Raw genomic sequence first — 25,601 nt, forward strand, 5'->3', positions numbered from 1 at the left:
TAACGCCGTCCAATAGGGCGGTTTTTTATTGCCAAAAATTGGGGAATCACGTGGCAGAAATAGAGCCTTACAGTACACGTATTGAGAAAAAATTAGACTCAATTCAGAACGATATGAAAGTCCTATCTGACAAAGTTTTAGAGCTAACAATTGTAAACAGGGCACAGGAAGACCAAAGCAAATCTAATGCAAAACGGCTTGATGACTTAGAAAATTCAACGCTACAAGCGAAGGGGGCAATCAATCTTGGCAAACTTATTTTGGGAATTGGTGGTGGTTCGATCATTGCGTTTCTGACATGGATCGTAAGCCAGAATTCAATGCAAACCCAAAATCTAGCAAATACAAACCAAAAAGTGGCGATTTTAGAATCAAAACTTATTCGTCTCGATACTGATATTTCAGTTGTTGCAAAACGACCACCTGAACCTGTTGGAGCAAATGAGTGAATAACGATAACACACGCGCATATCTTGCTTATGCCGTTTTGATTATTTCAGCCCTGCTTATTGTAGGGCTTTTCTTTATCGAAATGCCGCGTGAAAACAGCAATTTGATTAATACGGCACTTGGCTTTGTCGCGGGTTGGGCAGGGTCAATTGTGAGTTTTTATTTTGGCGCAAGTGACAGACAAATGAATAGAAAAGGTGATCAAAATGTCGAAAAAGATAACACTACAGCAGATTAATGATGCTGCTAAGGCGATTAATGTTCCGACTGCGGCACTTCAAGCTGTAATGCAAGTTGAGTGTAAAGGGTCGGGTTTTAATGCTGATGGTACGCCGGTGATTCTATTTGAACGCCATGTTTTCCGAAAACAACTTATTGCAAATGGAAAGTCTGCAATTGCAGCTAAAGCCATGAAAGAGCGTCCAGACTTGTGCAATACAACCGCAGGTGGATACGGATTATTTTCAGCACAACACGGTCGTTTGAACGCTGCAACACTATATGACCGAACCTCAGCTTTAGAATCTGCAAGTTGGGGGCTTGGACAGATCATGGGTTATTGGTGGAAAGATTTAGGCTATGCGTCAATTCAAGATTTTGTGAATGCAATGTATAAAGATGAAGCATCTCAACTAGAAGCAATGTGTCGTTATATCAAAAAAAATGGCCTAGATAATTATTTGCGTAAATTGGATTGGGCGGGATTTGCACTGCGCTACAACGGTCAAAATTACAAAGCCAACCAATATGACGTGAAGCTGGCAGCAGCCTATAAGGGGTTGGTATGACTTACATCTATTTTGCAATCAAATTTTGGCGAGAGTGCATCATTGTACTGCTCGCCATTATTCTTATTGCCTGCTTACTTCTACTAAATGCAACAGATTCAAAATTAAAAAGCGCAGAAACCAAATGTGCTGCAAAAATCCAAGCAATCGAACAGGCCCAACAAAGGGCTTTAAGTAATGCAAATGCCAAGGCAAATAAAGTGAGTCAAGATTATGAAACACTTAAATCAGAACAACAAACCAAAACCGAAACAATCACACGTACGGTACAAAAAATTGTTGAGCGTCCTGTCTATATCAATACTTGCTTTGACTCAGATGGGGTGTCAGCAGTCAACGCCGCTGGTAATACCAGCTAATCTTAAAATGCCGTGCCCAGATTTACAGAAATTAGAATCTGGGCAGGGTAAAGATATTTTGCCGATTATGATTGATGATCGACGGAAATATGTGGATTGTCAGCAACGGCATGCTGCTATTATAAGGATTGTAAAGGAAGCACCCTAGTGTGCTTTTGCCATGTTTGCTTTGTTGCTAGTCGTGATATCAAAACTGGTAAATTAGTCTGTATTGGTGGAAACCAATCAAATATGGTTTGTTATGCACTATATTATGAATCTAATTTTCAAGAATTCCGTTGGTATGGTAAAGCAAGTAAGCCAGCTGAGTTTCGTTATGATTTTCCTGTTTTGAGTGGAGCTACTTCAACAAAAGTGACTGAACGCTAATTGTCTAGATTATGTAAAATATTACTTTGGCCATACGTGGTACTAAATATGGCCAAACTTATGAAAATCTATAATGCATTGTTTTTATGAGTATTATTATTCGCATGGTGGTAAAATATTACAAAAATAAAGCCCTCAGTAAAGGGCTAATTATCAATATAATTCACAAATTCGTCATAGATTTTTGCTTTTTTACCTTGGTTCAAAAATTCAATAACTCCTTTAAGTTTTTTAGAAAAATCAATATTAATTTCTGATACTGCCATTTTATAAATCGTATAGTTTACTTTGAATCCAAGAATTACAAATTCAGAATCTGGCAAGTTCACTTTACCCTTAAACAGAAACTCTTTTTCAAATTCACCTTTCAAGCCATTATGATCCTTTAACAATTTTAATTGCAGATCAAATACTGTGTAAGATTCGCCCGTTTCCAGATTATTTATTAAAATTTGATCATTCCTAGCATTATCTCTAGGTAAAGTCGTGTTTGGAGGAAGTTGAAATTCTAAATTTGATATTTTTGCAGGTAAAATTGCATTCATGCTGATAATTATTTCTCTTAATAAAGGCGTACCTTTATTATCAACCCAATCATCTTCGTTCTGCTCTCTAACTATCAGAAGCTCAATACCTCTATCTTTAGCTTTTTTCTCAGCCCCAGACTGATAACCCTTAGTGGTAGCGAAAATACCTATTAGATTTGGAAAATCTCTTAATTTACTATCAAGCGCATCAATTTTTTCAAGTTTAATTTTACTATTATAGTCTTTACACTCAATAACATTCCTATAAGTGATTGCTCCCTTTGTAAATTCCCAGTAAATATCAAATTCCCTTTGTACACCGTTGCTTCCTGTTAATAATTTATTTGTTTCAACAATAATATTTTTTTGACCGCCCAATCCGGTGACTTCGGACGTAAGAATCGCTTGATAAAGTGATTGAACAAAATGTTCATATGGTTTTCCTGTGTTTTTTTGCATTAGTCACCTACCGTACCCATAACCGGAACTAACTTAGGCCCAGCCATGCGAGCTTTACTGACAATCTCAACAAGCTCATCATAAGTTAATTCAAACTTGTCCTCACTATCAAAAATATATTCCATATTTTTACCTATCAATTCAGGCGGAGTAGGCGGCACGAAACGCTTAGGAATAAGCATTTGCGTAACTTGTTTATCTGATAATTTAAATATATGCATGGTCTTTATCTCACTCTGAATAGATCTGGCCAACTCGTTAAATAAGAGGGTGATTTTAAATTCTGGGTCATTTGCCAAGGCTGAATCTGATTATTTACAATACCTAATGTCAGTGAGTTTTTTCCAAAGCGACTAGATACAGCATCAATAGTATTTGATAGATTCTCGCGTTCGTTTCTACGATCAATGTCGCAAAACAGGTCAGGTAAATATTTCGATTTATCAATGATGTCCAGCAACACAATACCGGCTTTCTTGTATTTGAAGCCTTGTTTGTAAATTTGATCAATACCTTTTATTGCTGCACGTGTAATCTCGAGTAAATCGTCGGTATGATCATGCATCTGCATCACAATATAAGGTGAGTGCCGCTCCGATTTATCAAATCGGTTTGTTTTTATATAGACCCCAATCATTTTACAAATGGATTCATCTTCTCGCATCCGTTTTACAGCACGCGACACATATAGGCGTATAGATGATTTGATGTCTTCAATATCACAAACAGGATTGCCATACGATCGGCTACTGATAATTTGTTTTTTGGCAACATTATCTGCCTCGATATCAATACATGAAATACCTTGTAGCTCCTGCATGGTTTTCTCCATCACCACGCTGAAGTTTTTACGGATTTCTTGGGAATTGGAATTAATAAGGTCGAGGACTGATGTAATGCCCATAGTATTAAGTTTTTTACTATTTTGACGACCAACTCCCCAAACTTCACTTACATCGGTTTCTGCAAGCAACTGTTCTGCAGAACATGGATCCATATCTACTAGATTACAAACGCCGTTAAAAAATTTGTTCTTCTTTGCCAGGTGATTAGCAATCTTAGCTTCAGTTTTAGATCTGCCAATACCAATACAGCAGGGTAAGCCTAACCATTGCCATGCTTGATCTTTCATTTGGCGTGCGTATTCAGTTAAATCAAATAACTCAGAATAGGCTGTGAGCCTTAAAAAGCATTCATCAATTGAGTAGATCTCTTGTTCGTCGGGTGCAACGTACTGTCCTAGCAATGTCATAAATCTTTTTGACATTTCACCATACAATCCATAGTTACTCGAAAGCACTTGGATATTGTATTTCTGAACCAGGTCTTTTATCTGGAATAACGGTACAGCCATTTTTACACCAAGGTCTTTGGCTTCTTGGCTGCGTGCTACAGCACACCCATCGTTATTGCTCAAAACAATAACAGGTTTATTATTTAAGGAAGGATTAAATACGCGCTCACAAGACACGTAGCAGTTATTCACGTCCACTAACGCAAATATTTGATTTTCACTTTTCATTTTTAGTTCTTCTTATGACTTATGCGCGGTGATAGATACGCTTTAAGTTGAAAGTGATAACACCCCAAACTGAGATAGTCTGGTCATCTGCAGGAATAATATGTTGATATTCGGGATTCTCGGCCTTCAGCCAAATATTGGGGAGCGAATAATTTTCATCACCAAAGATTTCTTTAATTTCAGACTTTGACATCTTACTAGTGATCATTAAACGTTTGATGGTGGAATCTTTATTATCGATTAGTGCGACAACAATATCATAGTGCTTGGCTTCAATACTGCGATCGACAATAATTGGATCATTAACCTCAAAACCAGCACCAAGCATAGATTCGCTATCGACATAGGCCATAAAGGTCGATATTGGGTTATGAATCAGGAAGTCGTTTAAGTCGAGCGCTTTATCTTGCTCGTCTTTGGTACCGAAAGCAGGTCCAGCAGGAATTCGTTCTAGTGAAACAGGAATGTTAACTTTTGATTGAGGAACGATCGGGACAATTTTCAGTGTATTAGCCAATATATTTTGTTGGCTAATCAGCTCAAGAATAGTATTGATTGTTGGGCTGGGTTTGCCATCGGCACCCATTATAGATTGTAGCGATGACCAGGCATCGTCAGAGAAGTAGATTGGTAACTTCTTGGACATAATTAGCTCCTACGCAACTCGGCGTGTTTGGATATGTATTTGAGTAAATATAGTACAAGCTATTCGCACATGAATTCAAATTTATTTTACTGTGGATAAATTTTAATCAATGAATGTTTTAGAAAATAGATGATGCAAAATTCAAAGATTTTTGGTTTATTTGCGCCAATTTTACGCCATGCGCCATGATTTACAATATAAGTTTCTGATTTTTAATTATTAATATTATTAATCTAACCCACCTGCCATAGGCGCAACCCAAAGTTGGTTGCGTTTGGTTTTATCGAATAAGTCTTCAATTACATTGATTTTACTCAATTTATATTTTCCAGTGTTTCAGTAGCTTTGTGCTTTTGAGCCTTGTTCAGGCTCAATGATGACAAGAGGTAACTTTTAAAAATGCAGCAAATGAATGATTGCGGTGAATGACGAGGTATAAGATGCAATAGTTTACCCAAAATTCATGCTTTTGCACAGAATGCAGTGGCTATCGCCCCTTTTAAATAACTCTAAATTGGGCTGATCAGTGTTCTTAATAGGATAAAATAACACGCCATTTTATCCTACCTTGTGCCTTAATTTGAGCTACTGAACCAATCTTTAAGTAAAGCTGTGGTTTCATTTGGATATTCTAACGGAGGCAAATGACCGCAATTTGGCAAGATGTGTAATTTTGCCGTAGGAATGCCTTGTTGAATTTCTTGCGCATGACTTAATGGGGTTACAAGGTCTTGCTCGCCAACGATGACCAAGGTTGGAATTTCAATTTCGGCTAACAAAGCTCGTGCATCTTGCCGATGCAAAATGGCATGTTGTTGCTTCAAAAAAGCAGTTTTTCCAACACGTAACGCCATGCTTTTAATTATGTCTGCAATAGGATCGTGCACACGACTTGGATGAATTAATTGCGGCAATAATTTATCCGTAACGCCCATAAATTTACCCAACTGCGTAAATTCGATGGTCGCTTTGCGATGTTTTGCCGCTTTTGGCGTATCTAGGCGTGCGCTGGTATCCATTAACGTTAGTTTAATGACACGTTCGGGGGCAAGCCGAACAACCTCAAACGCCACATAACCACCCATAGAAAGTGCAACCAAATTAAACTTTTCCGGCGCATTCGCCAATAAACGTTTTGCCATTTCTGTAATGGAATCGTCTAAGGAAATATCGGCAACTTGAACAGAGCAAAGATGGGAAAACGCATCAATTTGGTTTTGCCACAATTGTGTATCACAAAGCAGTCCGGGAATAAAAACAATAGGGTGAAACACTTGCATACAACAACAAACCTTATGAAGATGAACGGGTTGAAAACAGACTAAAAACAGCACCCAGAATGGCTAAAAAACCGGTGAGCATGATGATGGCATTCCATCCGCCATGCAGCCAGAACCATCCACCAAAAGAGCCCATCATGCTAGAGCCTAAGTAGTAAAACAGCAAATATAATGACGATGCATGGCCTTTAGCAATTTTTGCTGTTGGTCCAATGGCGCTACTGGTGACGGAATGAGTAATAAAGAAACCGGTGGTGACTAAAATAACCCCAAAAAGAATGATCCAAATTGAATTAAACTGTGTCAGTAAAATGCCCAGCAGCATAAAAATAAAACCACTGACCATAAGCGGGCGTTTGCCTAAACGATCGGATAAACCACCCGCAATGGAAGATGAAACCACGCCAAAAGCATAAACCAAAAAGATTAGACTGATGACACTTTGGCTTAAGTTGTACGGCGCGCTGGATAAATAAAAGGTAGAATAATTAAAAAGGGTGACGAAAATACTGGTGAGTAAGAAACCAATCACATATAAACGTAACAACGAGGTGTTTTGTAGATGTGTTTTCCACATGTCGACATGAAAACTTAAGTTAAAGCCCGATTTTTTAACAAAATGGCGTGATGCAGGTAAAAGCCATAAAAATCCAAAAGCAAAAATAAAGCAAATCACACTTAAGCTGCCTAATGCCACTTGCCACGAACTGAATTCGGTCACCAAACCCATGAACACGCGTCCCATCATGGCGCCAAAAGCTGTTCCTGCAATATAAAGACCCATGGCTTTACCCAAATGTAATGGGTCGATTTCTTCAGCAAGCCATGCCATGGCAACGGCAGGAACGCCGCCTAAAATAAAGCCTTCTAATGCGCGTAACAGCAAAAACGTGTGCCAATGTGTCACTAAAGCTGCTGCAATATTCAGTAATGACGCCAAAAGCATAGATGCAAACATTAGACCTTTGCGCCCAACAGCTTGTGAAAAAGCACTGGCCAGTACAATTGAAAAAGCCAAGCAGCCAGTTGTTAAGGATAAAGCCAATGAACTGGTTGCTGGGCTGACGTGAAAGCTATGGGTAAATTCGGGCAATAACGGTTGTACGCAATAAATTAATGAAAAGCTTGCAAAACCTAATAAAAATAATGCAATACCGGCACGGTAATACTCTGGTGTGGCTTGTTGAATCCACTGTTTATTTGCAGGTAAGGTATCGGTGGGCGATGGAGTATTTGTTGTAATTGCTTCGGTTGAATTGGGGGTAATTGGCGCGGTAGACATGAGTCGAACAGCATGTTGTATGGTAAATATACTTTAGCAATTGCTTTGGTATTTTTCTAATATATTTAAATACTGAGCTTCATATGTTTTATATATGGCATACTTAGGTTGAATAAGAGCAAGATAATTACAATGGAATTACGTCATATTCGTTATTTTATTGCCGCGGCTGAAGAAGGTAATTTAACCAAAGCTGCTGCAAGATTAGGGATTAGCCAGCCACCGTTAAGTATGCAAATTCGCGATTTAGAAGATGAAATTGGCGCGGCTTTGTTTCATCGTAGCGCACACGGTATTCATCTAACTGAGGCAGGTGCTGCTTTTTTAAATGCGGTGAAACCGATTCAACAACGCGCTGAAGATGCAATGAAGATTGCCAAACGTGTTGCCAATGGTGAACAAGGGCAGCTCAATATTGGTTTTACCGGTTCAGCCGCATTAAACCCGATTGTGCCTGCCAGTATTCGAGAATTCCAAAAATATTATCCACACGTGAATTTAAGAATTGAAGAGGGAAATTCAACTATTCTGATTGGAAAAGTGCTCAAAGATGAACTGGATTTAGTGATTGTGACTGCAAAAAATCCTGTATCTAAGGATTTAAAAATTCAACATTTAAAAGATGAACCCTTGGTGGCGGTGATTTCACAGCAACATCGTTTAGCGAATCAGTCTATTACGCAAGCATTCGATTTACAGCAACTACATAATGATGCCTTTATTATGACGCCACTTTCTGAAACTGGTATGGGCTTGTACGATGCCTTAGTGGATGCGTGTAGAGGCGTTGGCTTTGAACCAAAAATTGGGCAACATGCACCGCAATTGGTTTCCATTTTATCGTTAGTTTCGGCAAATTTAGGCGTTTCTTTGGTGCCTGAATCGTCTAAGCAATTACAATTGAGTGGGCTGAAATATTACAATTTAACCGAGCCTGTACCTACCGTGGCTTTGACTTTGGCTTATAAAACCCAAGGGCCGTCACAATGTGCAATTAACTTTGCCAGTGTTATTCAGTCTTTGTGTCATCAAGCTGAAGATGCGCTAAAATAGTCGGCTTTAGTCAAAAATATTCGGTGCAATATGATTCAACGTGGAATTTATAAACATTACAAAGGTCAGCTTTATCAAGTATTTCATGTGGCAAAACACAGCGAAACAGAAGAGGCTCATGTGGTTTATCAATGTTTATATGGTGACTACAGTATGTGGATTCGTCCATTGGCGATGTTCCAAGAACAGGTGACATTAGCAGATGGTACAAGTTGTCCGCGTTTTGCTTTGATCGAGGCGCTTTAAGAGAGCTATAAAAAGTACATAACAAAAGATGCATTCAAGGAGTGAAGCATGTTTGATGCAGAATTTTTAAATCAGCAACATCAACTTTATTTAGAATATCAACAACATGATTTAATGCAGAATCATCGCTTGGCACGTTATCGTAATATCGAGCCTGATTCTGCACAGTTTTTAGCACAACTGATTTTAACGCAGCACAGTCAAAATATTTTAGAAATAGGCACATCTACAGGATTCTCGACATTGTGGCTTGCAAAGGCCGCTGAAATAACCCGTGGGGAAATGACGACTTTAGAAATCGATGTCATTCGAAGTCAAATGGCAGCACAGAAGCTCAAACCATTTAATTTAAAAACAACGCTTAATTTTTGCGTGGCAGATGCACTCGATTTTCTAAAAACGACTCAGCAAACCTTTGACTTTATTTTGTTAGATGCCGAACGTGATGCTTATGTTGAATATTGGCGTTATTTGCCGCACTTGTTACGAAAAAATGGTGTCTGTGTGGTCGATAATGTTTTGTCACATGCAGATGAAATTGAAGTCTTTAAAGCGCAAGTTCAATCAGACACCGCTTTTTTAACCACAACCCTTGCGATTGGGGCTGGACTCATGTTTATTACTAAGTTATAGCAACATGTGAAAATATCAGTCATAAGCGAGATAGTCGTTTTATTTTTGGCATACAGTGCCTGACGATGTTGTGCTGGCATTTAGCTAATTACATTTTTTGATGCTGCAATATCATTTGAATTTGATTAAATAAACACACACTAAGTGTTTATTTATCTTGTATTTAGTTTGAATCTGCGTTGTGTTCGTGTGTTTGGTATTTAACTTGTGGGTTAGGGTAAATTTCACAGTATTGCTATAAAGCGCTGATGTGTTTTTCATGCGCTGTTTTTATCAATAAATGGCTCAAGATAGCTGTTTCTAAAGTAGAAAAAATGATTTAGGTATTCAGAAAACAGAATGACAATCAAACAGACTATTTATCACGAGTCATGCTAACATAGAGCGCAAAATTTGAGTGTCGCTGGGTATATAATGACTGAGGAAAGATTAACTCACCTTAAGCAGCTTGAGGCTGAAAGTATTCATATTATTCGAGAAGTTGCGGCGGAATTTGAAAACCCCGTCATGCTTTACTCTATTGGTAAAGACTCGGCAGTCATGTTGCATTTGGCAATGAAAGCTTTTTATCCTGCAAAACTTCCATTTCCATTAATGCATGTGAATACTGGCTGGAAATTCAAGGATATGATCACCTTCCGTGATGAAATGGTGAAAAAACTCGGCCTTGAATTAATTGAGCATAAAAACCTAGAAGGAATGGCGGCAAATATTAACCCATTCGATCACGGTAGCTCAAAATATACCGACATCATGAAAACGCAAGCCTTAAAGCAAGCTTTAGATAAATATCAATTTGATGCGGCATTTGGTGGTGCGCGCCGTGACGAAGAAAAGTCTCGTGCTAAAGAACGTGTTTATTCATTCCGTGATACTAAGCACCGTTGGGACCCGAAAAACCAACGTCCAGAACTTTGGAATATCTATAACGGGAAAGTGAACAAGGGCGAAAGCATTCGCGTATTCCCTCTGTCGAACTGGACTGAATTAGATATTTGGCAATATATCTACTTAGAGAACATTCCATTGGTGCCATTGTATTTGGCGGCAGAACGTCCTGTCGTTGAGCGTAACGGTACTTTAATTATGATTGATGACGAACGTTTCCCACTGCGTGAAGGCGAAGTGCCAGAAATGAAGTCAGTCCGTTTCCGTACGTTGGGTTGTTATCCACTCACGGGCGCAGTCGAGTCAACCGCAGATACCTTACCTGAAATTATTCAAGAAATGTTGTTAGCGACCAGCTCAGAACGTCAAGGTCGAATGATTGACCATGACGAAGCCGGCTCGATGGAAAAGAAAAAGCAAGAAGGCTATTTCTAATACAACCTAATTTTGAACGAATTTGTGGAGTTGAGCGATGTCGCATCAATCAGATTTAATTAGCCAAGACATTTTGGCGTATTTAAAACAACATGAAAATAAAGACTTATTGCGTTTTTTAACTTGCGGTAATGTCGATGACGGCAAAAGTACCTTAATTGGGCGCTTATTGTACGATTCAAAATTGATTTATGAAGATCAATTACAAGCCGTGACCCGTGATAGTAAAAAAGTTGGTACAACCGGCGATGCACCGGATTTGGCATTACTTGTAGATGGTTTGCAAGCCGAGCGCGAGCAGGGCATTACCATTGACGTTGCGTATCGTTATTTTTCTACCGAAAAACGTAAATTTATTATTGCCGATACACCGGGACATGAGCAATATACGCGCAACATGGCAACCGGCGCGTCGACGTGTAATTTAGCGATTATCTTAATTGATGCGCGTTATGGTGTGCAGACGCAAACCCGCCGCCATACCTATATTGCAAGCTTACTTGGCATTAAAAATATTGTGGTTGCCATTAACAAAATGGATTTGGTGGGTTTTGCACAAGACAAATTTGACCAAATTCAAGCCGATTACTTAAGCTTTGTTGAGCAATTGGGTACACGTAAACCAGTTGATATCCGTTTTGTGCCAATTTCTGCATTAAATGGCGACAACGTGGTGAATCGTTCAAGCGAAACGCCGTGGTATTTCACCCCAAACTATCAATCACAAACCTTGATGGATATTTTGGAAACCGTTGAAATTACCCAAGATACCTCAAACCAAGATTTACGTTTCCCTGTGCAATATGTCAACCGTCCAAACCTCGACTTCCGTGGTTTTGCTGGCACAATTGCCTTGGGTTCGGTGCGTCAAGGCGATGAAATTGTGGCATTGCCTTCGGGTAAACGCAGCACGGTTAAAGAAATTGTCACTTTTGATGGCAACTTAACCCAAGCGTTTGCGGGTCAAGCAGTCACTTTAACCTTAAATGACGAAATTGACATTAGTCGTGGCGATATGTTGGTTCATCCAGAAAACTTGCCAACCGTTGCGCGTGCTGTGCGTTCAACCGTGGTGTGGATGGCCGAGCAACCGCTTGTTGTCGGTAAACTCTATAACGTAAAAGTGGGTACCCAAAACGTGCCTGCAAAAGTGAGTCAGATTAATTACCGTATTGATGTCAACACGCTTGAACAAGTTCAAGTAGAGCAGCTTGAATTAAATGGTATTGCAGACGTTGTGGTTGAATTTGACCGTGCAGTGGTTTTTGATGATTATCAAGACAGCCGTTTCACAGGTAGTTTTATTTTTATCGACCGCTTAAGCAACGTCACAGTTGGCGCAGCAATGATTGAAGATGTTGCTCAAGTCAGCAATACCACTCAAGCTGTGACGGCTGAAGAACGTGCAGCACGTTTGGGTCAAAAACCTGCGCTATTGGGTGTGAGTGCTGACGTGATTGCCCAAGCACAAAGCCTTGAGCGTCTTTTAATGCAAAACGGTATTGTGGCTGTGGCGAAAGCCAATTTAACGGCTGAACAAACTGCGTTATTACGTGAAACAGGTGTGGTTGTTATTACACATTCTGCAACTGTAGATCAGCAAATTAGTGCTGAAACCGTTGAAGATGTGGCTGAACAAATCCGCCAGTTGGTTCTGATTTAAGTTATAAATAACACATAAAAGCCCTAAGCGTTGTCTTGGGGCTTTTTATTGGGTGAAGTTAAATATTCAGCAGACGAAAAGTGTGTCACAATAGCACCCTTAATTTTATGAAACATTCAATTTAGGTTGTATATGGTTGACGGTGTAGCACCTCTAGATAAACTTCAGTTTTTAACGCAACTTAAAAGCGTAGACTTAACTGAACAAGCACAACAAGCCATTCGTGCAGGTGGCAAAGCAGGCAGACAAGATAGCCATAAACAGGCGTTGACTGAGTTGTGTTTAAGTTTTGAGGAGCATTTTCTTGAAGCAGTTACGGCGGCCTTCGACTTATTTCCTGCGCAAGTGAAAAAAATGCGTTATAAAAAAGACCGCGTGCGTATTTTTAAAGCACACGGCATTGATTATATGGACATTGATGGCGCAGATACCGCACAAGTCTTAGCACAAATTGCCCAAGCGATTCATTATGATGATGCCATTGTGACAGCAGATTTACACAATATTTTTCCATTTTGGAAAGAAGGTTTTCCAATGGTGCAATTTGATAATGCATATAAAATTTTATCGGAAGATATTACGATTCATTATCAAACCATGCTAGATACGTTAATTGCCAGCATCAAATAAACCTAATTCGGTTGAGCTAACCCATCATACGCACCTGCGATGATGGGTTTTTTATTGCAGTTGGATGGTGCAAAATTACAAACAATTCGCAGGTTTCGGCACACCTGCTAGTCGGCTTAAATGCCGCGCCACTAAGCCCGTGTTAAAGCGTTGTTGTAAAGTGGCATTGTCTATTTCTGGGCTGACCGTTTTCATTAAATATTTAATTAAAGGGCGAGTCGCAGGTGAATGTCCAAACTGCTGATAAAACTGCCGAACTGCATTTAATATTTCAAAATGCCAAGGGCTAAGCGTAATCTCTAAACTTTGTGCCAATTCTTGTGCAACCGCTTCATTCCAAATGGTGTAATCTACCAAATGCCCATCTTGATCAAGTGCTAAAGCCATTTTATGTTCCTATATTTTAAATTACTTTAAGCTAATGCAGCGTGAATATTGCAAAAGTAAGTCAGTCAATTGGTCATAATCAAGCACGCTAACATGGTCGGGAATAGTTGAAGTTAATAGCTCTGCTTCGGTTTTTAATACATAAAGTGGATATAACGCTAAATCGGGATGATTTACCAATAATGCGGCTTCAGACATTAAAACCACTGCATCGCTTGGGCTTGCCATGTTTTTAAGCTGAATTAACAGTTGCGTGGCCTGATTAAAATTTGCCTGTAATAAAAAAAGCGTTGAGGTTTGCATAAAATTACCAATAAACAACGTGGTCAAATTGTTGAATCAATTCAGGATTTAAATCGACAAATTGCAGTTCATGCGTTGTGCCTGTAACAAAAGCATGCTGTTCAAATTGTCGCTCAACTAAAATTGGGCTTAAGTCATAAAACTCAAAACTGTCGACCATATTTGAACCCAGTTTAAATGGGTGATGTGCTGCATCAAAATGTAATGAGGCCTTTAACAGTGACAGTGCAGCATCTTTAAGTAACACTTTAACTTCGCATCCGAACGTGGCCAATACCATGGTGGCAGATAGACTTTCATGGCTTTGCAATTGCATTGCATTGGCTTGTGTTAAAATCACCAAAACGCTTTTCACAGAATTACCTTTTAAAATAACAAAATTTACAGACAAACATGGTTAAAATTGAATGAGACGAGTTGCATTTTGAACTGCATCGGCAAATTCACCTAATCCAACTAACTCAAAGCCCGATGCCAAATTAAAATGTGCCAGTTGATGGCGTGTGGCATTGGTCTGATCTGTAATACCGCGTGTTAATGCTGCACTCACACAGACCGGAAGTCGAATATTGAGCGCTTGCCAAGCTTGCGTGAGTTGACGTTGATCTTCAGGCGACCAATTTAAGGTGTTGGCAACAGCAACGCCATCTTGATAGAAAAAAACCTGTACGTTTTGGTTTTTTTTAAGCAACGACTCGGCAACTCCAAAAGCATGCCATGCCAATACAGAATTGGGTGATGAAGTAACAAGAATAAGGGTATTCATAAGCTTAATTTGAATCATCCAAATTAAAGAACGAAAGTAAAAAATATAACTTAGGAAAGTATACATGATTTTAATTACAGGTGGTCTTGGGTTTGTCGGTTCCCATATTGCCTTGCACTTATTACAAAGGGGGCAGGCAATTGTTTTGGTCGATAATTTGGTCAATAGTCAAAGTACGAATTTAGATTATTTACAGCACATCAGTGGGCAATATATTCCTTTTGCGCATTTAGATATTCGTAATACGCCTGCCTTAAACAAGTTTGTGGAACAATATCCCATTGATGCAGTCGTGCATTGCGCTGGTTTTAAATCTTTACCCGAGTCGACACTAAAACCGATTGAATATTATAACAACAATTTGAACGTGCTGATTAGTTTAATCCGAGTGATGCAGCGCATGGGCTGCCGTTCATTGGTTCATATCTCCAGTGCAGCAGTTTATGGGCAATCTGAATCGAATTTAGATGAAGATATGGGCCTCAATCATCAATCTTTAAATCCGTATATACAAACCCAACAAATGATGGAGCAAATTCTAAAAGATGTCGCACTCAGTGATGAGGATTGGAATATTTCTGTACTGCGCGTTTCAAATATCCTCGGGGCATTTGAACAGAGTATTTGGGGCGAATGGGTTCCGAAACTTCCAAAAACAATTTTAGGGTTATTAATGCAAGCGGCGTATGGTGAGCGCGACTATATTGAACTGTATCAAAATGCCAAGACAGCAGACCAAACCGTAGAGCGCGATTTTATTCACATTATGGATGTCTGCTTAGCCATTGAAAAAGCTTTGCATTGGCAATACCAACGCGGTCAAGGTTTAGATACTTTTAATATTGGCAGTCAAACCCAAACCAGCATTAAAAACTTGATTGCGACCGTAGAAGATGTGACCCAAACCAGCATTGCTACTGAGCAATCGTCGCTTTTGTTCACGCCTTTAGATCGGGTAGGCATCATCACAGATAAAGCACAAAGTACACTTGGTTGGTCGCCCAAAAAAAGTTTAGAACAAATGATTGCAGATGAATGGACTTTTTATAAAGCAGTGAAACAAAACAAACGGTAAATGATAATTATTTACTTTGTTGGTTTAAGTCATTAACATGATGCGATTGATTTAACCCGAACAAGTACAGCATAAAATTAAGGAAACGTAATGGAAACACGTATTGAACATGACACAATGGGCGAAGTGGCCGTACCAAGCAATGCAATGTGGGGCGCACAAACCCAACGCAGCCGAGAAAATTTTAAAATTGGTATCGAACATTTACCCCGCGCAATGATTCAGGGGATGGGGTTAGTTAAAAAAGCGGCGGCGATTACCAATGCCGAGCTCAAACAAATTTCGCAAGAATTGGCCGATTATATTGTCGATGCGGCACAAGAAGTGATTGATGGCGACTGGGATGATCAATTTCCGCTGGTGGTTTGGCAAACAGGTTCTGGCACGCAAAGTAATATGAATTGTAATGAAGTTATTGCAAATATTGCCAACAAAAAATTAGGTCAGCCTTTAGGCGCGCAAAATCCTGTGCATCCGAATGATCATGTGAATCGTGCGCAATCGACCAATGACTCTTTCCCAACCGCAATACATGTTGCGGCAAGTCTGCAAATTAACCAATTACTCATTCCTGCAGTTACTCGACTTAAAGACACCTTACAAAAGAAATCTGAAGAATTTCAGGATATTGTTAAAATTGGTCGTACCCATTTACAAGATGCAACCCCGTTAACTTTGGGGCAAGAGTTTAGTGGTTATGTTTCACAATTAGAGCATGGGTTAAAACGACTGCATCAAGCTTTAGAAGGTTTATATGAATTGCCTTTAGGCGGCACCGCCGTGGGTACGGGATTAAATGCACATCCTTTATATGCTCAAAAAGCCGCTGCACAGTTGGCAAGCTTAACCGGTTTGCCTTTTGTAACTGCACCGAACAAATTTGAAGCCTTGGCCGGCCGCGATGCAGCCGTTTTTGCATCGGGCGCGTTAAAAACTTTAGCCGCCAGTTTAAATAAAATTGCCAATGATATTCGTTGGTTAGCCAGCGGTCCGCGTTGTGGTTTAGGTGAATTGACGATTCCTGAAAATGAGCCAGGTTCAAGTATTATGCCGGGCAAAGTGAATCCGACCCAAAGTGAAGCCATGACAATGGTGGTCGCACAGGTATTCGGCAACGATACCACCATTAATGTGGCGGGTGCTTCAGGAAACTTTGAGCTAAATGTGTTTATGCCGGTCATTGCATTTAATTTACTTCAATCTATTCGCTTACTTGGCGATGCGTGTAATAGCTTTAATGATCATTGTGCAGTAGGAATTGAGCCAAATTTAGAAAAAATTGATCATTTTTTGCGTAATTCATTAATGTTGGTGACGGCATTGAATCCTGTCATTGGTTATGAAAATGCCGCAAAAGTTGCAAAAACTGCCTATAAGCAAGGCAAAACCTTAAAAGAAGTTGCAGTAGAGTTGAATTTAGTCACCGCAGAACAATTTGATGAAGTGGTACGACCAGAGAAAATGATTGCACCGAATGTAAAATAATTTACAGAATTTAATCGTCCAATAAAAAACCGACAATCTTGTCGGTTTTTTATTGTGGAGCACATGATTTGAGCAGGCTTATTTTTCTTGCGCGCTTCTAAACAGTTGCCATTCATCAACAAGTTGGCCATTTGGAAGTTTGCAATATCCAATCTCATTGCCATCTTTATCTTTTTGAATAATGCTTTGACCGCCGACTTTTTGACAATACACACTTGCCGGATTGGCCATGCCAATCTTTGGTGGTGTATCCAATTTGCTGTTCGGTGTTGTTGAACATGCAATTAAAAAAGTTGGAGCAATAAATGCCAATGAAGCGACAATTTTTTTCATTTCTATTCATTTCTTTATTAAAACAATATTCTAAATGGAATGATTTTTAGGATTAAAGGAGAATTTTGTAAGTACTGTTTTACATCCAATTTCAATCATCACATTCATGCTGCATAATCTTGGCGCGGATAATCGTGATATTCGCGTGAAAAGCCCAGCATTTGTGCGTACAATATAGCGCTCTAGTTTTCATGATTGATGATCTTTTTATGCTCGATATATATTTAACCGACACACAGCAACATGTTCAGTTTCAAGATTATCCGGGTGATCATCCTGTAAAATTTATTTTGCAGTTCAAAAAAATATTTCCATGTGTGATGGAGTTGTTGCTTCCTGTATTGCCTTCAGACGATAAATTGGATGATATGACGTGGGAGTCGACCACGCGTGATTTTGATATGTTCAAGTTATTGTTAAGTGGTTGGGGGGGGGTTGAACTTCGTTTAAGCGCATTAACGCGTTATAAAGACAAAGCGTATGCCGATCAGTTTGTGAAAAAAGCCAATGCAGCAAGACAAAACAACCGTAAGAAGAACGCGAAATTAAGCCAGTTAGAATTAGACTTTTTATTTCTACAAGATTTGCATGCATTGATTGATGCAGACTTAGTCGAAATTGGCGAGAAATTCTACTTGCCTACCTTACGTGAGCAATGGAAATGCTATGTATCTGATGCCGTTTTATCGGGTACTGTTTAAGTTTGTGCTTTAAAATTGGCTTTATTTAAAATCCGAATGATCCGTCATTCGGCTTTTTATTTGCCTATTCAATCTTATTTTGCTTTTTTCATCGTATAGGCAATAAAAAAGCCGTGGCAAAAGCACGGCTTTTAATATTAAAAGAGATTAAGCTTTTGCTTTATGGCCTTTTAATGCAGCATCACATTGTTCTTTGTCTAATGCTTTATCCCAACGTGCCACAACAATAGTTGCACAGGCATTACCCACAAGGTTGGTTAACGCACGGCATTCAGACATAAAACGGTCAATCCCTAGAATAAGCGCCATACCCGCAACAGGAACGTCTGGAACAACAGAAAGCGTTGCTGCAAGGGTAATGAAGCCTGCGCCAGTTACGCCCGCTGCACCTTTTGAGCTAATCATCGCAACCAATAGCAGTGTTAACTGTTGACCGAATGAGAGGTCGATATTACATGCTTGAGCAATGAAAAGCGCCGCCATAGTCATGTAAATATTGGTACCATCTAAGTTGAATGAATAACCTGTAGGAATAACTAAACCAACAACAGATTTTTCGCAACCGGCTTTTTCCATTTTATCCATTAATGTTGGCAGTGCTGCTTCAGAAGAACTGGTACCGAGCACTAACCACAATTCATCTTTGATATAACGAATTAAGTCGATAATTGAGAAGCCATTATAACGAGCAACTGCGCCCAAAATAATTAAAATAAACAGTAATGATGTGATATAGAAAGTTACAATTAGCATTGCTAAGTTGCCAATCGAGTTAATGCCATATTTACCAATAGTAAATGCCATGGCACCAAATGCACCAATTGGCGCAAGTTTCATTAACATACCCACCAGTTTGAATACAGGTGTTGTTAATGTATTTAAAAATTCAGTAATTGGCTTAGAGTGCTCGTGCGTGGTTGCCAAAGCAATACCAAATAAAACCGCAACAAAGAGCACTTGCAGAATATCACCACCGACCAATGGGCTAATTAATGTTTTTGGTATAATGCCCATTAAAAAGCCAACGATGGTTGAATCATGTGCTTTTTCTACATAATCACTGACTTTTTCGCCATGCAAAGATGCTGGATCAATATTCAAACCATGTCCTGGTTGAATAATATTGGCAACGAGCATCCCGATAAACAGTGCAAGTGTTGAAAAAGTAAGGAAATAAATCATTGCTTTACCTGTTACACGACCAACGCTTCCTACGTTGTTCATGCCGGCAATTCCCGTTACAACCGTAAGGAAAATGACAGGCGCAATAATCATTTTAACAATATTAATGAAAGCATCACCGAGCGGTTTTAAGCTCTCACCAACGCTGGGATAAAAGTGTCCTAATAAAATACCTATTGCAATTGCGAAGATTACCTGTACATAAAGTATTTGATAAAACTTCGGTTTTTTCCCTGAAATTGGTTGTTGGTGTGAATGAATGTCCATTAATTAAAATCCTATAGATATCTCAAATAAAGCCGCTGCCAATGTTGTTGATCATGTGCAAAATGGATTTTACTGTAAAAAAGTATCAGAAGCAGAAATGTAGCCATAAAACTTAAAAATGTAAATTGCAAATAAATCACTAAAAGAAATAAGTGAATTTAATAATGTTTGTTTATATTTTGTTATTAAACATGTGTTTATGTTAATAATTTATGTTTTATTTAGTGTTTTTTACTATGTTAAAAAGCTAAATTTCAGCCAATTGCTGCATTATACTTTAGTCTCATGCTTATTTTTTAGTCAAAAAGTTAGTCAAAAAAAGTTAAAAATGCCTAAAAAAGGAGCAGCAAGCAAGGTGCTTTTTAATCTATGCTTAACAGTGAAAATTTTAGCTTTATTGAAATTGACGCTGTTTTTACATGAGCTAATTAACAATAAAGACAAAATCATCTTTAGTTTAACGTTAATTTTTAAATGCTGTGGTTGCTATTGGATTAAAATTTATAAATATTATATAGTTAGTTTAATAGAAATCACCTTGTTTTAAATAAATTTTAGGAAAAAATATATGAAATCACGTGCGGCAGTTGCATTTGGGCCAGGCCAACCATTAAAAATTGTTGAACTTGATGTTGAGCCGCCGAAAGCGGGGGAAGTTCTGGTTAAAATTACCCATACAGGCGTTTGCCATACCGATGCATTTACGCTTTCAGGTGACGATCCAGAAGGGGTATTTCCTGCGGTATTGGGTCACGAAGGTGCAGGGATTGTGGTTGAAGTGGGTGAAGGTGTTACCAGTGTAAAACCTGGCGACCATGTCATTCCTTTATATACTGCTGAATGTGGCGAATGTTTATTTTGTCAATCAGGTAAAACCAATCTTTGTGTTGCGGTTCGCGCCACGCAAGGTAAAGGTGTTATGCCAGATGGTACAACGCGTTTTTCGTACAATGGTGAGCCAATTTATCACTATATGGGATGTTCAACCTTTAGTGAATATACCGTGGTTGCCGAAGTATCTTTGGCAAAAATTAATCCAGAAGCAAACCCTGAGCATGTGTGTTTGTTAGGTTGTGGTGTAACTACCGGCATTGGTGCGGTACATAACACGGCAAAAGTTCAAGCTGGCGATAGCGTTGCAGTATTTGGCTTAGGCGGCATTGGATTGGCAGTTGTACAAGGCGCGCGACAGGCCAAAGCAGGGCGAATTATTGTAGTTGATACCAATCCAGATAAATTTAAACTTGCAGAAGAATTTGGCGCGACTGACTTTTTAAATCCTAAAGATTATGACAAGCCAATTCAGCAAGTCATTGTGGAAATGACCGGCTGGGGCGTTGATCACTCGTTTGAATGTATCGGTAATGTTAATGTTATGCGTTCTGCTTTAGAGTGTGCGCATCGCGGTTGGGGGCAGTCGGTGATTATTGGTGTTGCCGGTTCTGGTCAAGAAATTTCAACCCGTCCATTCCAATTGGTGACCGGTCGTAGTTGGAAAGGTACGGCTTTTGGTGGTGTTAAAGGGCGTTCACAATTACCGGGAATGGTTGAAGATGCGATGAAAGGTGAAATTCAATTAGAACCATTTGTAACTCACACCATGCCACTTGAACAAATTAATGACGCGTTCGATTTAATGCACGAAGGCAAATCAATTCGTACGGTTGTGCATTTTTAAAAATATGCTTTGCAATAAAAAAGACCGTATATCGGTCTTTTTTATTTGAATGATACAGCGTTCATTTACATAAACGGTTGCAGCAGTTTTCGTACATTGGTTTGTGCATCAAGTACGGTCATAAAAGTGTAAGCCCCAATGAATTTTCGGCTAATAAACATAAATTCTTTGGGTGGAACGCTAAAGTAACGAGAAGCCATCGATTTACTGGCACGTTGCATGACGCGACTATGCAAGTTGCTTTGTTTCCAATGATAACGGTTTTGTAGATCAATCACGCCCTGAGGGATGTCTGGATTATTCTCTAAACTGCTAAACGGTTCGGTGGCAAGCAAGAAAACTTTTGCCATATCTGGTTTAATCCCCACAGGAATCAGATCGAAGAAATCATAACCGGTCATGGCGTTGGTCATCATGCTTAAATCGTGTTCGTAACCTGCCTTAATTAAAGCATGTGCAACTTTTAATAAGGTTTGATCAAATTGTCGGATGGCGCCAAAATCGAGCAGTACAATTTGGTCGGGTTGGGTATCGCTTGGGCTCATTCGAACTAAATAATTACCGAAGTTCGGGTCTGTTTGCATTTCGCCCCATTCGAATAATTCACGAATAGCAATATCTAAGGCGGCTTCTGCTAAGTTATTACGTTTATGCTGAGACAACGCCAATATTTCAGGGCTATTCACAGGCACACCTTGTTCAAACGTCATACATAAAATTTGCGGTGTGCAGTAGTTATCAATAATTTGAGGGACGATATAACGAGAATCGTCTTTTAAATATTCTGCAAAGCGGCGAGTTGTGGCGGCCTCAATTTTATAATCAACTTCGCGGTGCATCATTTCACGCACTTCTTCGAACCACTGATCGAATTCGCGTGTTTGCGGCACAATATGGGTTAGTTTTAGCATGCTTTTAAATAGATTCATGTCTGAATCAATCGCATCTGCCACACCCGGATATTGAATTTTAAGTACAATCTCTAAACCGTCAGATTTTCGCTTTGCTCGATGCACTTGTGCTAAAGATGCCGTACCAATTGGTTCAGGATCAATCTCTAATTCATTCAGTTTATCGCCTAATTCTGCAATCAGTTGGGTTTTAATTGCATTCCATTCGAGTGCGACCGTTTGATTGTTTAAGGTATTGAGCGCTTGAGTGACTTCTTCTGGTAAAAAATGTTCGCCGTACAAGGCCATCATTTGTCCAATTTTAACAATTGAACCTTTGAGTTTCCCAATTTCGTTCACAAGATATTCGGCTTGTTCTTTGAGTGCCTTTTTGCGCTTGCGTTCTTTTTCTTCTTCAGATGAAAAAATTGTACTTGCATTAGAGGTTGCCCAACGGGTACCTGCAAGAAAAGATGCTTTTACAATAGAGAGGCGTCGATCCACAGAAGATGTTTTTAAGTTTTTTAATTTATCTTTCCGGTCAGACATTCAAGCACCTTCAGTTGCGAATAAGATAGGGATATATTGCTTAGTATAGCGAAAATCTATTATGGATGACATTAAAACGCTACAATTGACCTGTAGTCAGATTATTTGTATAGAGATTGTGCAGATTTTTTACAAAACTGCTATGGGCGCTTTAACACAAGCTTTAAAAAGCTCAGTATATTAGATTAAACGTTTGGTTGAGAGTAAGTTTGCGTGAGTTATAAACATAACAATTTAATGGCAATGCGCTTGCGATATTGGCAAGAAAACTCGGCATCGGTACAGCAAGACAAACAAGATTTAAAAAAATTTTTGATTGCACAACAACTTTTTGCTGATGTGTCTGAACAAGATTTACATTATTTTTTCTTTAGTTTACCTAGTCAAATTATCATCAAAGCACATGCTTTGGGGTTTTCCCATCATCATGTGGTGCAAATGATGCAAAGCTATGTTGCAGATCATCAAATTCAACTTAAAAACAAACAAAGTATGAAAATTAAGTACCGTAACTAAGCCAATGGATTGCTGAATTATACTTCAGATAAAAAAACCGCCCAATTAGGCGGTTTTTGGTTTAAATGCAGCAGATGCTTTAAACGTTAAAACGGAAATGCATCACATCGCCATCTTGGACGATGTAGGTTTTTCCTTCTAAGCGCCATTTGCCTGCTTCTTTTGCACCGGCTTCACCATTAAAGGTAACGAAGTCATCATAAGCGATCACTTCTGCGCGAATGAAGCCTTTTTCAAAGTCGGTATGAATCACACCAGCAGATTGCGGCGCAGTTGCACCAATTTTAACGGTCCATGCGCGAACTTCTTGTACGCCAGCAGTAAAATAGGTTTGCAGACCAAGCAATTTATAACCAGCACGAATCACCACATTAAGACCTGGTTCTTCCATGCCCATCGCTTCTAAAAATTCTGCGCGTTCGTCATCTTCAAGCAATGAAATTTCAGATTCAATTTGGTTGCAAAGCGGAACTACAATGGCATTTTCTTCTGCCGCAAGTTTGCGTACAGCGTCTAAATGCGGATTGTTTTCAAAGCCGTCTTCTGCAACGTTGGCAATGTACATGGTTGGTTTAAGGGTAAGTAAACCATAACCACGAATGAGTTTACGCTCATCATCTGAAAGGTCGGCTGCGCGTGCAGGTTTGCCTTCATCTAATAACGGTAAGATTTTTTCTAAAATGGCTTTGGTTGCAATGGCTTCTTTATCGCCACCTTTTGCAGTTTTAGTAAGACGCAGTAAAGATTTATTCAATGTGTCTAAATCGGCCAATGCAAGTTCGGTATTGATGGTTGCAATATCATCGAGCGGGTCAATTTTACCATTGACGTGAATAACATTTTCATCTTCAAAACAACGCACAACGTGAGCAATTGCATCAGTTTCACGAATGTTGGCTAAGAATTGGTTACCTAAACCTTCGCCTTTAGATGCACCTGCAACTAAACCTGCAATATCTACAAATTCCATTGTGGTGGGTAAAATGCGTTGCGGTTTAACAATCGCTGCTAATTTATCTAAGCGTGCGTCTGGAACAGGGACAATGCCTGTATTGGGTTCAATGGTACAAAAAGGAAAGTTTTCAGCAGCAATGGCTGCTTTGGTTAATGCATTAAATAGGGTAGATTTCCCAACGTTAGGTAAACCAACAATACCACAATTAAAACCCATGCAAGACTCACAAAAAGTTGTTATCAAAAATTGCAGTTATTCTACTACAAAGTCATTTTAAAGTCAGGATATGTTGATGGAATGGCGATAATTGCAAAGATTCAACATTATAATCGGATGCCGCTATAAACATGCTGTAGATTCAAGTGGCTATAAATGCAATTGTGTTTCTTGGCCGCTGTGACTACAGTAACAAGTTCATTCGGTTATTTTTATTTTGGCTTGGGTTTGGAGCAATTATGCGTATTTTATACCAGTTTCCATTGTCGCACTTTTGTGAGAAAGCAAGATGGCTGCTCGATTATAAAGAACTCGATTATATGGCTCAAAATTTAACACCAGGATGGCATCAAGCCTTTGCTCGGCTTAAAACGGGTCAAAACAATTTACCTATTTTAAAAGATGGGTCGAATTGGATTGCAGATGCCACCCAGATTGCAAAATATTTAGATCAAAATTACCCAGAACATGTGTTGCTTGGGGTAAATACCGCCGAACAAGAAAAAATATTGGCGCTAGATCATATCAGTCAGCAATTAGGCGGTTTGATTCGTCAGTGGTTATTTAGTGATTTATGGCAACAGGACGAAGCCGTTGAAATTGCACTTGGTGAAAAAGGATATTTACGCAAATTTTCTCGATTTTCTAAGCCCGCTATAAAAAAGATTTTAAGTAAAGGCTTTGATTTAGATGACACCGCCAAGCAACAACTACAACAGCAGATTCAACAACAGATTTTAGAATTGAATCAGCAATTGCCTGCATCGGCAGAATTTTTTGTAGGACAGCGATTAAGCCTTGCAGACATTGCAGTATGTAGTATGTTGGCGCCGTTATTAAATATTGTAGGCACGCCTTGGGAGCTAGAAAGCTCTTTTGTGCTGGATGCTCAAACAGCAGAACTGCAACAATTTCTTATAGATTTACCTTTGGGGGAATATGTCATGCAAACCTATGCAAATGCTAGAAATGCACGGGTGGATTGGCGAGGGGTTTAGTTAAAGTTTTAATGAATAAATTTCATAAATAAGGGGAATGTAAGAAAAAAAAATGGTTAAAAAATATCTA

30 protein-coding genes and 1 pseudogene are annotated in these 25,601 nt (G+C 39.1%); 17 read left to right on the forward strand and 14 right to left on the reverse strand.

The window, feature by feature from the left end; all coding sequences use genetic code 11:
* Positions 1–50 precede the first annotated feature (50 nt).
* From I2F62_RS05660 to I2F62_RS05680, 5 genes and pseudogenes are all read left to right on the forward strand, one after another.
* Positions 51–449, forward strand: a complete 399-nt coding sequence (locus I2F62_RS05660) for a hypothetical protein (protein WP_324626050.1) — start codon at positions 51–53, stop codon at positions 447–449.
* A complete protein-coding gene (locus I2F62_RS05665) occupies positions 446–688 on the forward strand; it encodes a hypothetical protein (RefSeq protein ID WP_324626051.1) in 243 nt (80 codons plus the stop codon). Before I2F62_RS05660 ends, I2F62_RS05665 begins: the two co-directional genes overlap by 4 nt.
* Positions 657–1,238 (forward strand): N-acetylmuramidase family protein, encoded by a 582-nt coding sequence (locus I2F62_RS05670; protein ID WP_324626052.1) that lies wholly within the window; start codon positions 657–659, stop codon positions 1,236–1,238. The genes I2F62_RS05665 and I2F62_RS05670 overlap by 32 nt, the downstream gene beginning before the upstream one ends.
* Positions 1,235–1,597 (forward strand): hypothetical protein, encoded by a 363-nt coding sequence (locus I2F62_RS05675; RefSeq protein WP_324626053.1) that lies wholly within the window; start codon positions 1,235–1,237, stop codon positions 1,595–1,597. The genes I2F62_RS05670 and I2F62_RS05675 overlap by 4 nt, the downstream gene beginning before the upstream one ends.
* Before the next feature lie 159 nt (positions 1,598–1,756).
* Positions 1,757–1,966: pseudogene (locus tag I2F62_RS05680) on the forward strand (TIGR02594 family protein); the annotation flags it as partial.
* A 146-nt stretch (positions 1,967–2,112) separates the two neighbouring features.
* On the opposite strand, the gene I2F62_RS05685 reads toward I2F62_RS05680, so the two are convergent.
* The 6 genes from I2F62_RS05685 to I2F62_RS05710 form a co-directional block, all read right to left on the reverse strand.
* Complete coding sequence (locus tag I2F62_RS05685; RefSeq protein ID WP_324626054.1) at positions 2,113–2,952, reverse strand: restriction endonuclease; 840 nt, start codon at positions 2,950–2,952, stop codon at positions 2,113–2,115.
* The gene (locus tag I2F62_RS05690; RefSeq protein ID WP_324626055.1) at positions 2,952–3,173 is read right to left on the reverse strand and encodes a hypothetical protein; all 222 of its coding nucleotides are present in this window, start codon (positions 3,171–3,173) and stop codon (positions 2,952–2,954) included. The genes I2F62_RS05685 and I2F62_RS05690 overlap by 1 nt, the downstream gene beginning before the upstream one ends.
* 5 nt (positions 3,174–3,178) lie before the next feature.
* Complete coding sequence (locus tag I2F62_RS05695; protein WP_324626056.1) at positions 3,179–4,474, reverse strand: Y-family DNA polymerase; 1,296 nt, start codon at positions 4,472–4,474, stop codon at positions 3,179–3,181.
* A 19-nt stretch (positions 4,475–4,493) separates the two neighbouring features.
* Positions 4,494–5,120 (reverse strand): LexA family protein, encoded by a 627-nt coding sequence (locus I2F62_RS05700; protein ID WP_324626057.1) that lies wholly within the window; start codon positions 5,118–5,120, stop codon positions 4,494–4,496.
* 575 nt (positions 5,121–5,695) lie between these two features.
* Positions 5,696–6,400 (reverse strand): alpha/beta fold hydrolase, encoded by a 705-nt coding sequence (locus I2F62_RS05705; protein WP_324626058.1) that lies wholly within the window; start codon positions 6,398–6,400, stop codon positions 5,696–5,698.
* A gap of 13 nt (positions 6,401–6,413) precedes the next feature.
* Entirely contained in the window at positions 6,414–7,682 is a 1,269-nt protein-coding gene (locus tag I2F62_RS05710) for an MFS transporter (protein WP_324626059.1), read from the reverse strand.
* A 132-nt stretch (positions 7,683–7,814) separates the two neighbouring features.
* Here I2F62_RS05710 and I2F62_RS05715 point away from each other — a divergent pair, with 132 nt between their 5' ends.
* The 6 genes from I2F62_RS05715 to I2F62_RS05740 all read left to right on the forward strand — a co-directional run bounded on the left by I2F62_RS05715 (position 7,815) and on the right by I2F62_RS05740 (position 13,230).
* The gene (locus I2F62_RS05715) at positions 7,815–8,735 is read left to right on the forward strand and encodes a LysR substrate-binding domain-containing protein (RefSeq protein ID WP_324626060.1); all 921 of its coding nucleotides are present in this window, start codon (positions 7,815–7,817) and stop codon (positions 8,733–8,735) included.
* A gap of 30 nt (positions 8,736–8,765) precedes the next feature.
* The gene (locus I2F62_RS05720; RefSeq protein WP_324626061.1) at positions 8,766–8,981 is read left to right on the forward strand and encodes a DUF1653 domain-containing protein; all 216 of its coding nucleotides are present in this window, start codon (positions 8,766–8,768) and stop codon (positions 8,979–8,981) included.
* A 48-nt stretch (positions 8,982–9,029) separates the two neighbouring features.
* Positions 9,030–9,614: an O-methyltransferase gene (locus I2F62_RS05725; RefSeq protein ID WP_324626062.1), complete on the forward strand. Its 585-nt coding sequence runs from the start codon at positions 9,030–9,032 to the stop codon at positions 9,612–9,614.
* A 414-nt stretch (positions 9,615–10,028) separates the two neighbouring features.
* Positions 10,029–10,937: a sulfate adenylyltransferase subunit CysD gene (cysD, locus tag I2F62_RS05730; RefSeq protein ID WP_324626063.1), complete on the forward strand. Its 909-nt coding sequence runs from the start codon at positions 10,029–10,031 to the stop codon at positions 10,935–10,937.
* Between the two features lie 37 nt (positions 10,938–10,974).
* A complete protein-coding gene (gene cysN, locus I2F62_RS05735) occupies positions 10,975–12,600 on the forward strand; it encodes a sulfate adenylyltransferase subunit CysN (protein WP_324626064.1) in 1,626 nt (541 codons plus the stop codon).
* A 132-nt stretch (positions 12,601–12,732) separates the two neighbouring features.
* Positions 12,733–13,230 carry a hypothetical protein gene (locus tag I2F62_RS05740; RefSeq protein WP_324626065.1) on the forward strand — a complete coding sequence of 166 codons (498 nt, stop codon included), beginning with the start codon at positions 12,733–12,735 and terminating at the stop codon, positions 13,228–13,230.
* A 75-nt stretch (positions 13,231–13,305) separates the two neighbouring features.
* Here the strand turns inward: I2F62_RS05740 and I2F62_RS05745 are convergent, their stop codons facing one another.
* The 4 genes from I2F62_RS05745 to tusD are packed head-to-tail and all read right to left on the reverse strand — an operon-like array spanning position 13,306 to position 14,686.
* On the reverse strand, positions 13,306–13,617 hold the full coding sequence (locus I2F62_RS05745) for a TusE/DsrC/DsvC family sulfur relay protein (protein WP_324626066.1): 312 nt from the start codon (positions 13,615–13,617) through the stop codon (positions 13,306–13,308).
* A 21-nt stretch (positions 13,618–13,638) separates the two neighbouring features.
* Positions 13,639–13,920, reverse strand: coding sequence for a hypothetical protein (locus I2F62_RS05750; RefSeq protein WP_324626067.1), 282 nt, complete (start codon positions 13,918–13,920; stop codon positions 13,639–13,641).
* A gap of 4 nt (positions 13,921–13,924) precedes the next feature.
* Positions 13,925–14,275 carry a hypothetical protein gene (locus tag I2F62_RS05755; protein ID WP_324626068.1) on the reverse strand — a complete coding sequence of 117 codons (351 nt, stop codon included), beginning with the start codon at positions 14,273–14,275 and terminating at the stop codon, positions 13,925–13,927.
* Between the two features lie 42 nt (positions 14,276–14,317).
* On the reverse strand, positions 14,318–14,686 hold the full coding sequence (gene tusD / locus I2F62_RS05760) for a sulfurtransferase complex subunit TusD (RefSeq protein WP_324626069.1): 369 nt from the start codon (positions 14,684–14,686) through the stop codon (positions 14,318–14,320).
* A gap of 64 nt (positions 14,687–14,750) precedes the next feature.
* Here tusD and I2F62_RS05765 point away from each other — a divergent pair, with 64 nt between their 5' ends.
* On the forward strand, positions 14,751–15,761 hold the full coding sequence (locus I2F62_RS05765) for an NAD-dependent epimerase/dehydratase family protein (protein WP_324626070.1): 1,011 nt from the start codon (positions 14,751–14,753) through the stop codon (positions 15,759–15,761).
* 90 nt (positions 15,762–15,851) lie between these two features.
* Entirely contained in the window at positions 15,852–17,246 is a 1,395-nt protein-coding gene (fumC, locus tag I2F62_RS05770) for a class II fumarate hydratase (RefSeq protein WP_324626071.1), read from the forward strand.
* A gap of 78 nt (positions 17,247–17,324) precedes the next feature.
* Here the strand turns inward: fumC and I2F62_RS05775 are convergent, their stop codons facing one another.
* Positions 17,325–17,579 carry a DUF333 domain-containing protein gene (locus tag I2F62_RS05775; RefSeq protein WP_324626072.1) on the reverse strand — a complete coding sequence of 85 codons (255 nt, stop codon included), beginning with the start codon at positions 17,577–17,579 and terminating at the stop codon, positions 17,325–17,327.
* A gap of 209 nt (positions 17,580–17,788) precedes the next feature.
* Between I2F62_RS05775 and I2F62_RS05780 the strand changes: the two genes are divergently transcribed.
* Positions 17,789–18,280: a hypothetical protein gene (locus tag I2F62_RS05780; protein ID WP_324626073.1), complete on the forward strand. Its 492-nt coding sequence runs from the start codon at positions 17,789–17,791 to the stop codon at positions 18,278–18,280.
* A 147-nt stretch (positions 18,281–18,427) separates the two neighbouring features.
* Here I2F62_RS05780 and I2F62_RS05785 read toward each other — a convergent pair whose 3' ends face one another.
* Positions 18,428–19,729: a dicarboxylate/amino acid:cation symporter gene (locus tag I2F62_RS05785; protein WP_324626074.1), complete on the reverse strand. Its 1,302-nt coding sequence runs from the start codon at positions 19,727–19,729 to the stop codon at positions 18,428–18,430.
* 568 nt (positions 19,730–20,297) lie between these two features.
* On the opposite strand from I2F62_RS05785, the gene I2F62_RS05790 reads away from it, so the two are divergent.
* A complete protein-coding gene (locus I2F62_RS05790; protein ID WP_324626075.1) occupies positions 20,298–21,407 on the forward strand; it encodes an S-(hydroxymethyl)glutathione dehydrogenase/class III alcohol dehydrogenase in 1,110 nt (369 codons plus the stop codon).
* 65 nt (positions 21,408–21,472) lie between these two features.
* On the opposite strand, the gene I2F62_RS05795 is transcribed toward I2F62_RS05790, so the two are convergent.
* Positions 21,473–22,846 (reverse strand): AarF/ABC1/UbiB kinase family protein, encoded by a 1,374-nt coding sequence (locus I2F62_RS05795; protein WP_324626076.1) that lies wholly within the window; start codon positions 22,844–22,846, stop codon positions 21,473–21,475.
* 213 nt (positions 22,847–23,059) lie between these two features.
* Here I2F62_RS05795 and I2F62_RS05800 point away from each other — a divergent pair, with 213 nt between their 5' ends.
* On the forward strand, positions 23,060–23,362 hold the full coding sequence (locus I2F62_RS05800) for a hypothetical protein (protein ID WP_324626077.1): 303 nt from the start codon (positions 23,060–23,062) through the stop codon (positions 23,360–23,362).
* A gap of 79 nt (positions 23,363–23,441) precedes the next feature.
* Here I2F62_RS05800 and ychF read toward each other — a convergent pair whose 3' ends face one another.
* Positions 23,442–24,533 carry a redox-regulated ATPase YchF gene (gene ychF, locus I2F62_RS05805; protein ID WP_324626078.1) on the reverse strand — a complete coding sequence of 364 codons (1,092 nt, stop codon included), beginning with the start codon at positions 24,531–24,533 and terminating at the stop codon, positions 23,442–23,444.
* Positions 24,534–24,772: 239 nt separating this feature from the next.
* On the opposite strand from ychF, the gene I2F62_RS05810 reads away from it, so the two are divergent.
* Entirely contained in the window at positions 24,773–25,531 is a 759-nt protein-coding gene (locus I2F62_RS05810; RefSeq protein ID WP_324626079.1) for a glutathione S-transferase, read from the forward strand.
* Positions 25,532–25,601: the final 70 nt, after the last annotated feature.

It is taken from the genome of Acinetobacter sp. MD2(2019), assembly GCF_035615615.1.
Taxonomy (GTDB): Bacteria; Pseudomonadota; Gammaproteobacteria; order Pseudomonadales; family Moraxellaceae; genus Acinetobacter.

Coding starts and splice junctions, on each gene's coding strand:
- I2F62_RS05670 (WP_324626052.1), top strand. CDS start 657: ATGTCGAAAAAGATAACACTACAGCAGATTAATGATGCTGCTAAGGCG.
- I2F62_RS05675 (WP_324626053.1), top strand. CDS start 1,235: ATGACTTACATCTATTTTGCAATCAAATTTTGGCGAGAGTGCATCATT.
- I2F62_RS05685 (WP_324626054.1), bottom strand. CDS start 2,952: ATGCAAAAAAACACAGGAAAACCATATGAACATTTTGTTCAATCACTT.
- I2F62_RS05690 (WP_324626055.1), bottom strand. CDS start 3,173: ATGCATATATTTAAATTATCAGATAAACAAGTTACGCAAATGCTTATT.
- I2F62_RS05695 (WP_324626056.1), bottom strand. CDS start 4,474: ATGAAAAGTGAAAATCAAATATTTGCGTTAGTGGACGTGAATAACTGC.
- I2F62_RS05700 (WP_324626057.1), bottom strand. CDS start 5,120: ATGTCCAAGAAGTTACCAATCTACTTCTCTGACGATGCCTGGTCATCG.
- I2F62_RS05705 (WP_324626058.1), bottom strand. CDS start 6,400: ATGCAAGTGTTTCACCCTATTGTTTTTATTCCCGGACTGCTTTGTGAT.
- I2F62_RS05710 (WP_324626059.1), bottom strand. CDS start 7,682: ATGTCTACCGCGCCAATTACCCCCAATTCAACCGAAGCAATTACAACA.
- I2F62_RS05715 (WP_324626060.1), top strand. CDS start 7,815: ATGGAATTACGTCATATTCGTTATTTTATTGCCGCGGCTGAAGAAGGT.
- I2F62_RS05720 (WP_324626061.1), top strand. CDS start 8,766: ATGATTCAACGTGGAATTTATAAACATTACAAAGGTCAGCTTTATCAA.
- I2F62_RS05725 (WP_324626062.1), top strand. CDS start 9,030: ATGTTTGATGCAGAATTTTTAAATCAGCAACATCAACTTTATTTAGAA.
- cysD (WP_324626063.1), top strand. CDS start 10,029: ATGACTGAGGAAAGATTAACTCACCTTAAGCAGCTTGAGGCTGAAAGT.
- cysN (WP_324626064.1), top strand. CDS start 10,975: ATGTCGCATCAATCAGATTTAATTAGCCAAGACATTTTGGCGTATTTA.
- I2F62_RS05740 (WP_324626065.1), top strand. CDS start 12,733: ATGGTTGACGGTGTAGCACCTCTAGATAAACTTCAGTTTTTAACGCAA.
- I2F62_RS05745 (WP_324626066.1), bottom strand. CDS start 13,617: ATGGCTTTAGCACTTGATCAAGATGGGCATTTGGTAGATTACACCATT.
- I2F62_RS05750 (WP_324626067.1), bottom strand. CDS start 13,920: ATGCAAACCTCAACGCTTTTTTTATTACAGGCAAATTTTAATCAGGCC.
- tusD (WP_324626069.1), bottom strand. CDS start 14,686: ATGAATACCCTTATTCTTGTTACTTCATCACCCAATTCTGTATTGGCA.
- I2F62_RS05765 (WP_324626070.1), top strand. CDS start 14,751: ATGATTTTAATTACAGGTGGTCTTGGGTTTGTCGGTTCCCATATTGCC.
- fumC (WP_324626071.1), top strand. CDS start 15,852: ATGGAAACACGTATTGAACATGACACAATGGGCGAAGTGGCCGTACCA.
- I2F62_RS05775 (WP_324626072.1), bottom strand. CDS start 17,579: ATGAAAAAAATTGTCGCTTCATTGGCATTTATTGCTCCAACTTTTTTA.
- I2F62_RS05780 (WP_324626073.1), top strand. CDS start 17,789: ATGCTCGATATATATTTAACCGACACACAGCAACATGTTCAGTTTCAA.
- I2F62_RS05785 (WP_324626074.1), bottom strand. CDS start 19,729: ATGGACATTCATTCACACCAACAACCAATTTCAGGGAAAAAACCGAAG.
- I2F62_RS05790 (WP_324626075.1), top strand. CDS start 20,298: ATGAAATCACGTGCGGCAGTTGCATTTGGGCCAGGCCAACCATTAAAA.
- I2F62_RS05795 (WP_324626076.1), bottom strand. CDS start 22,846: ATGTCTGACCGGAAAGATAAATTAAAAAACTTAAAAACATCTTCTGTG.
- ychF (WP_324626078.1), bottom strand. CDS start 24,533: ATGGGTTTTAATTGTGGTATTGTTGGTTTACCTAACGTTGGGAAATCT.
- I2F62_RS05810 (WP_324626079.1), top strand. CDS start 24,773: ATGCGTATTTTATACCAGTTTCCATTGTCGCACTTTTGTGAGAAAGCA.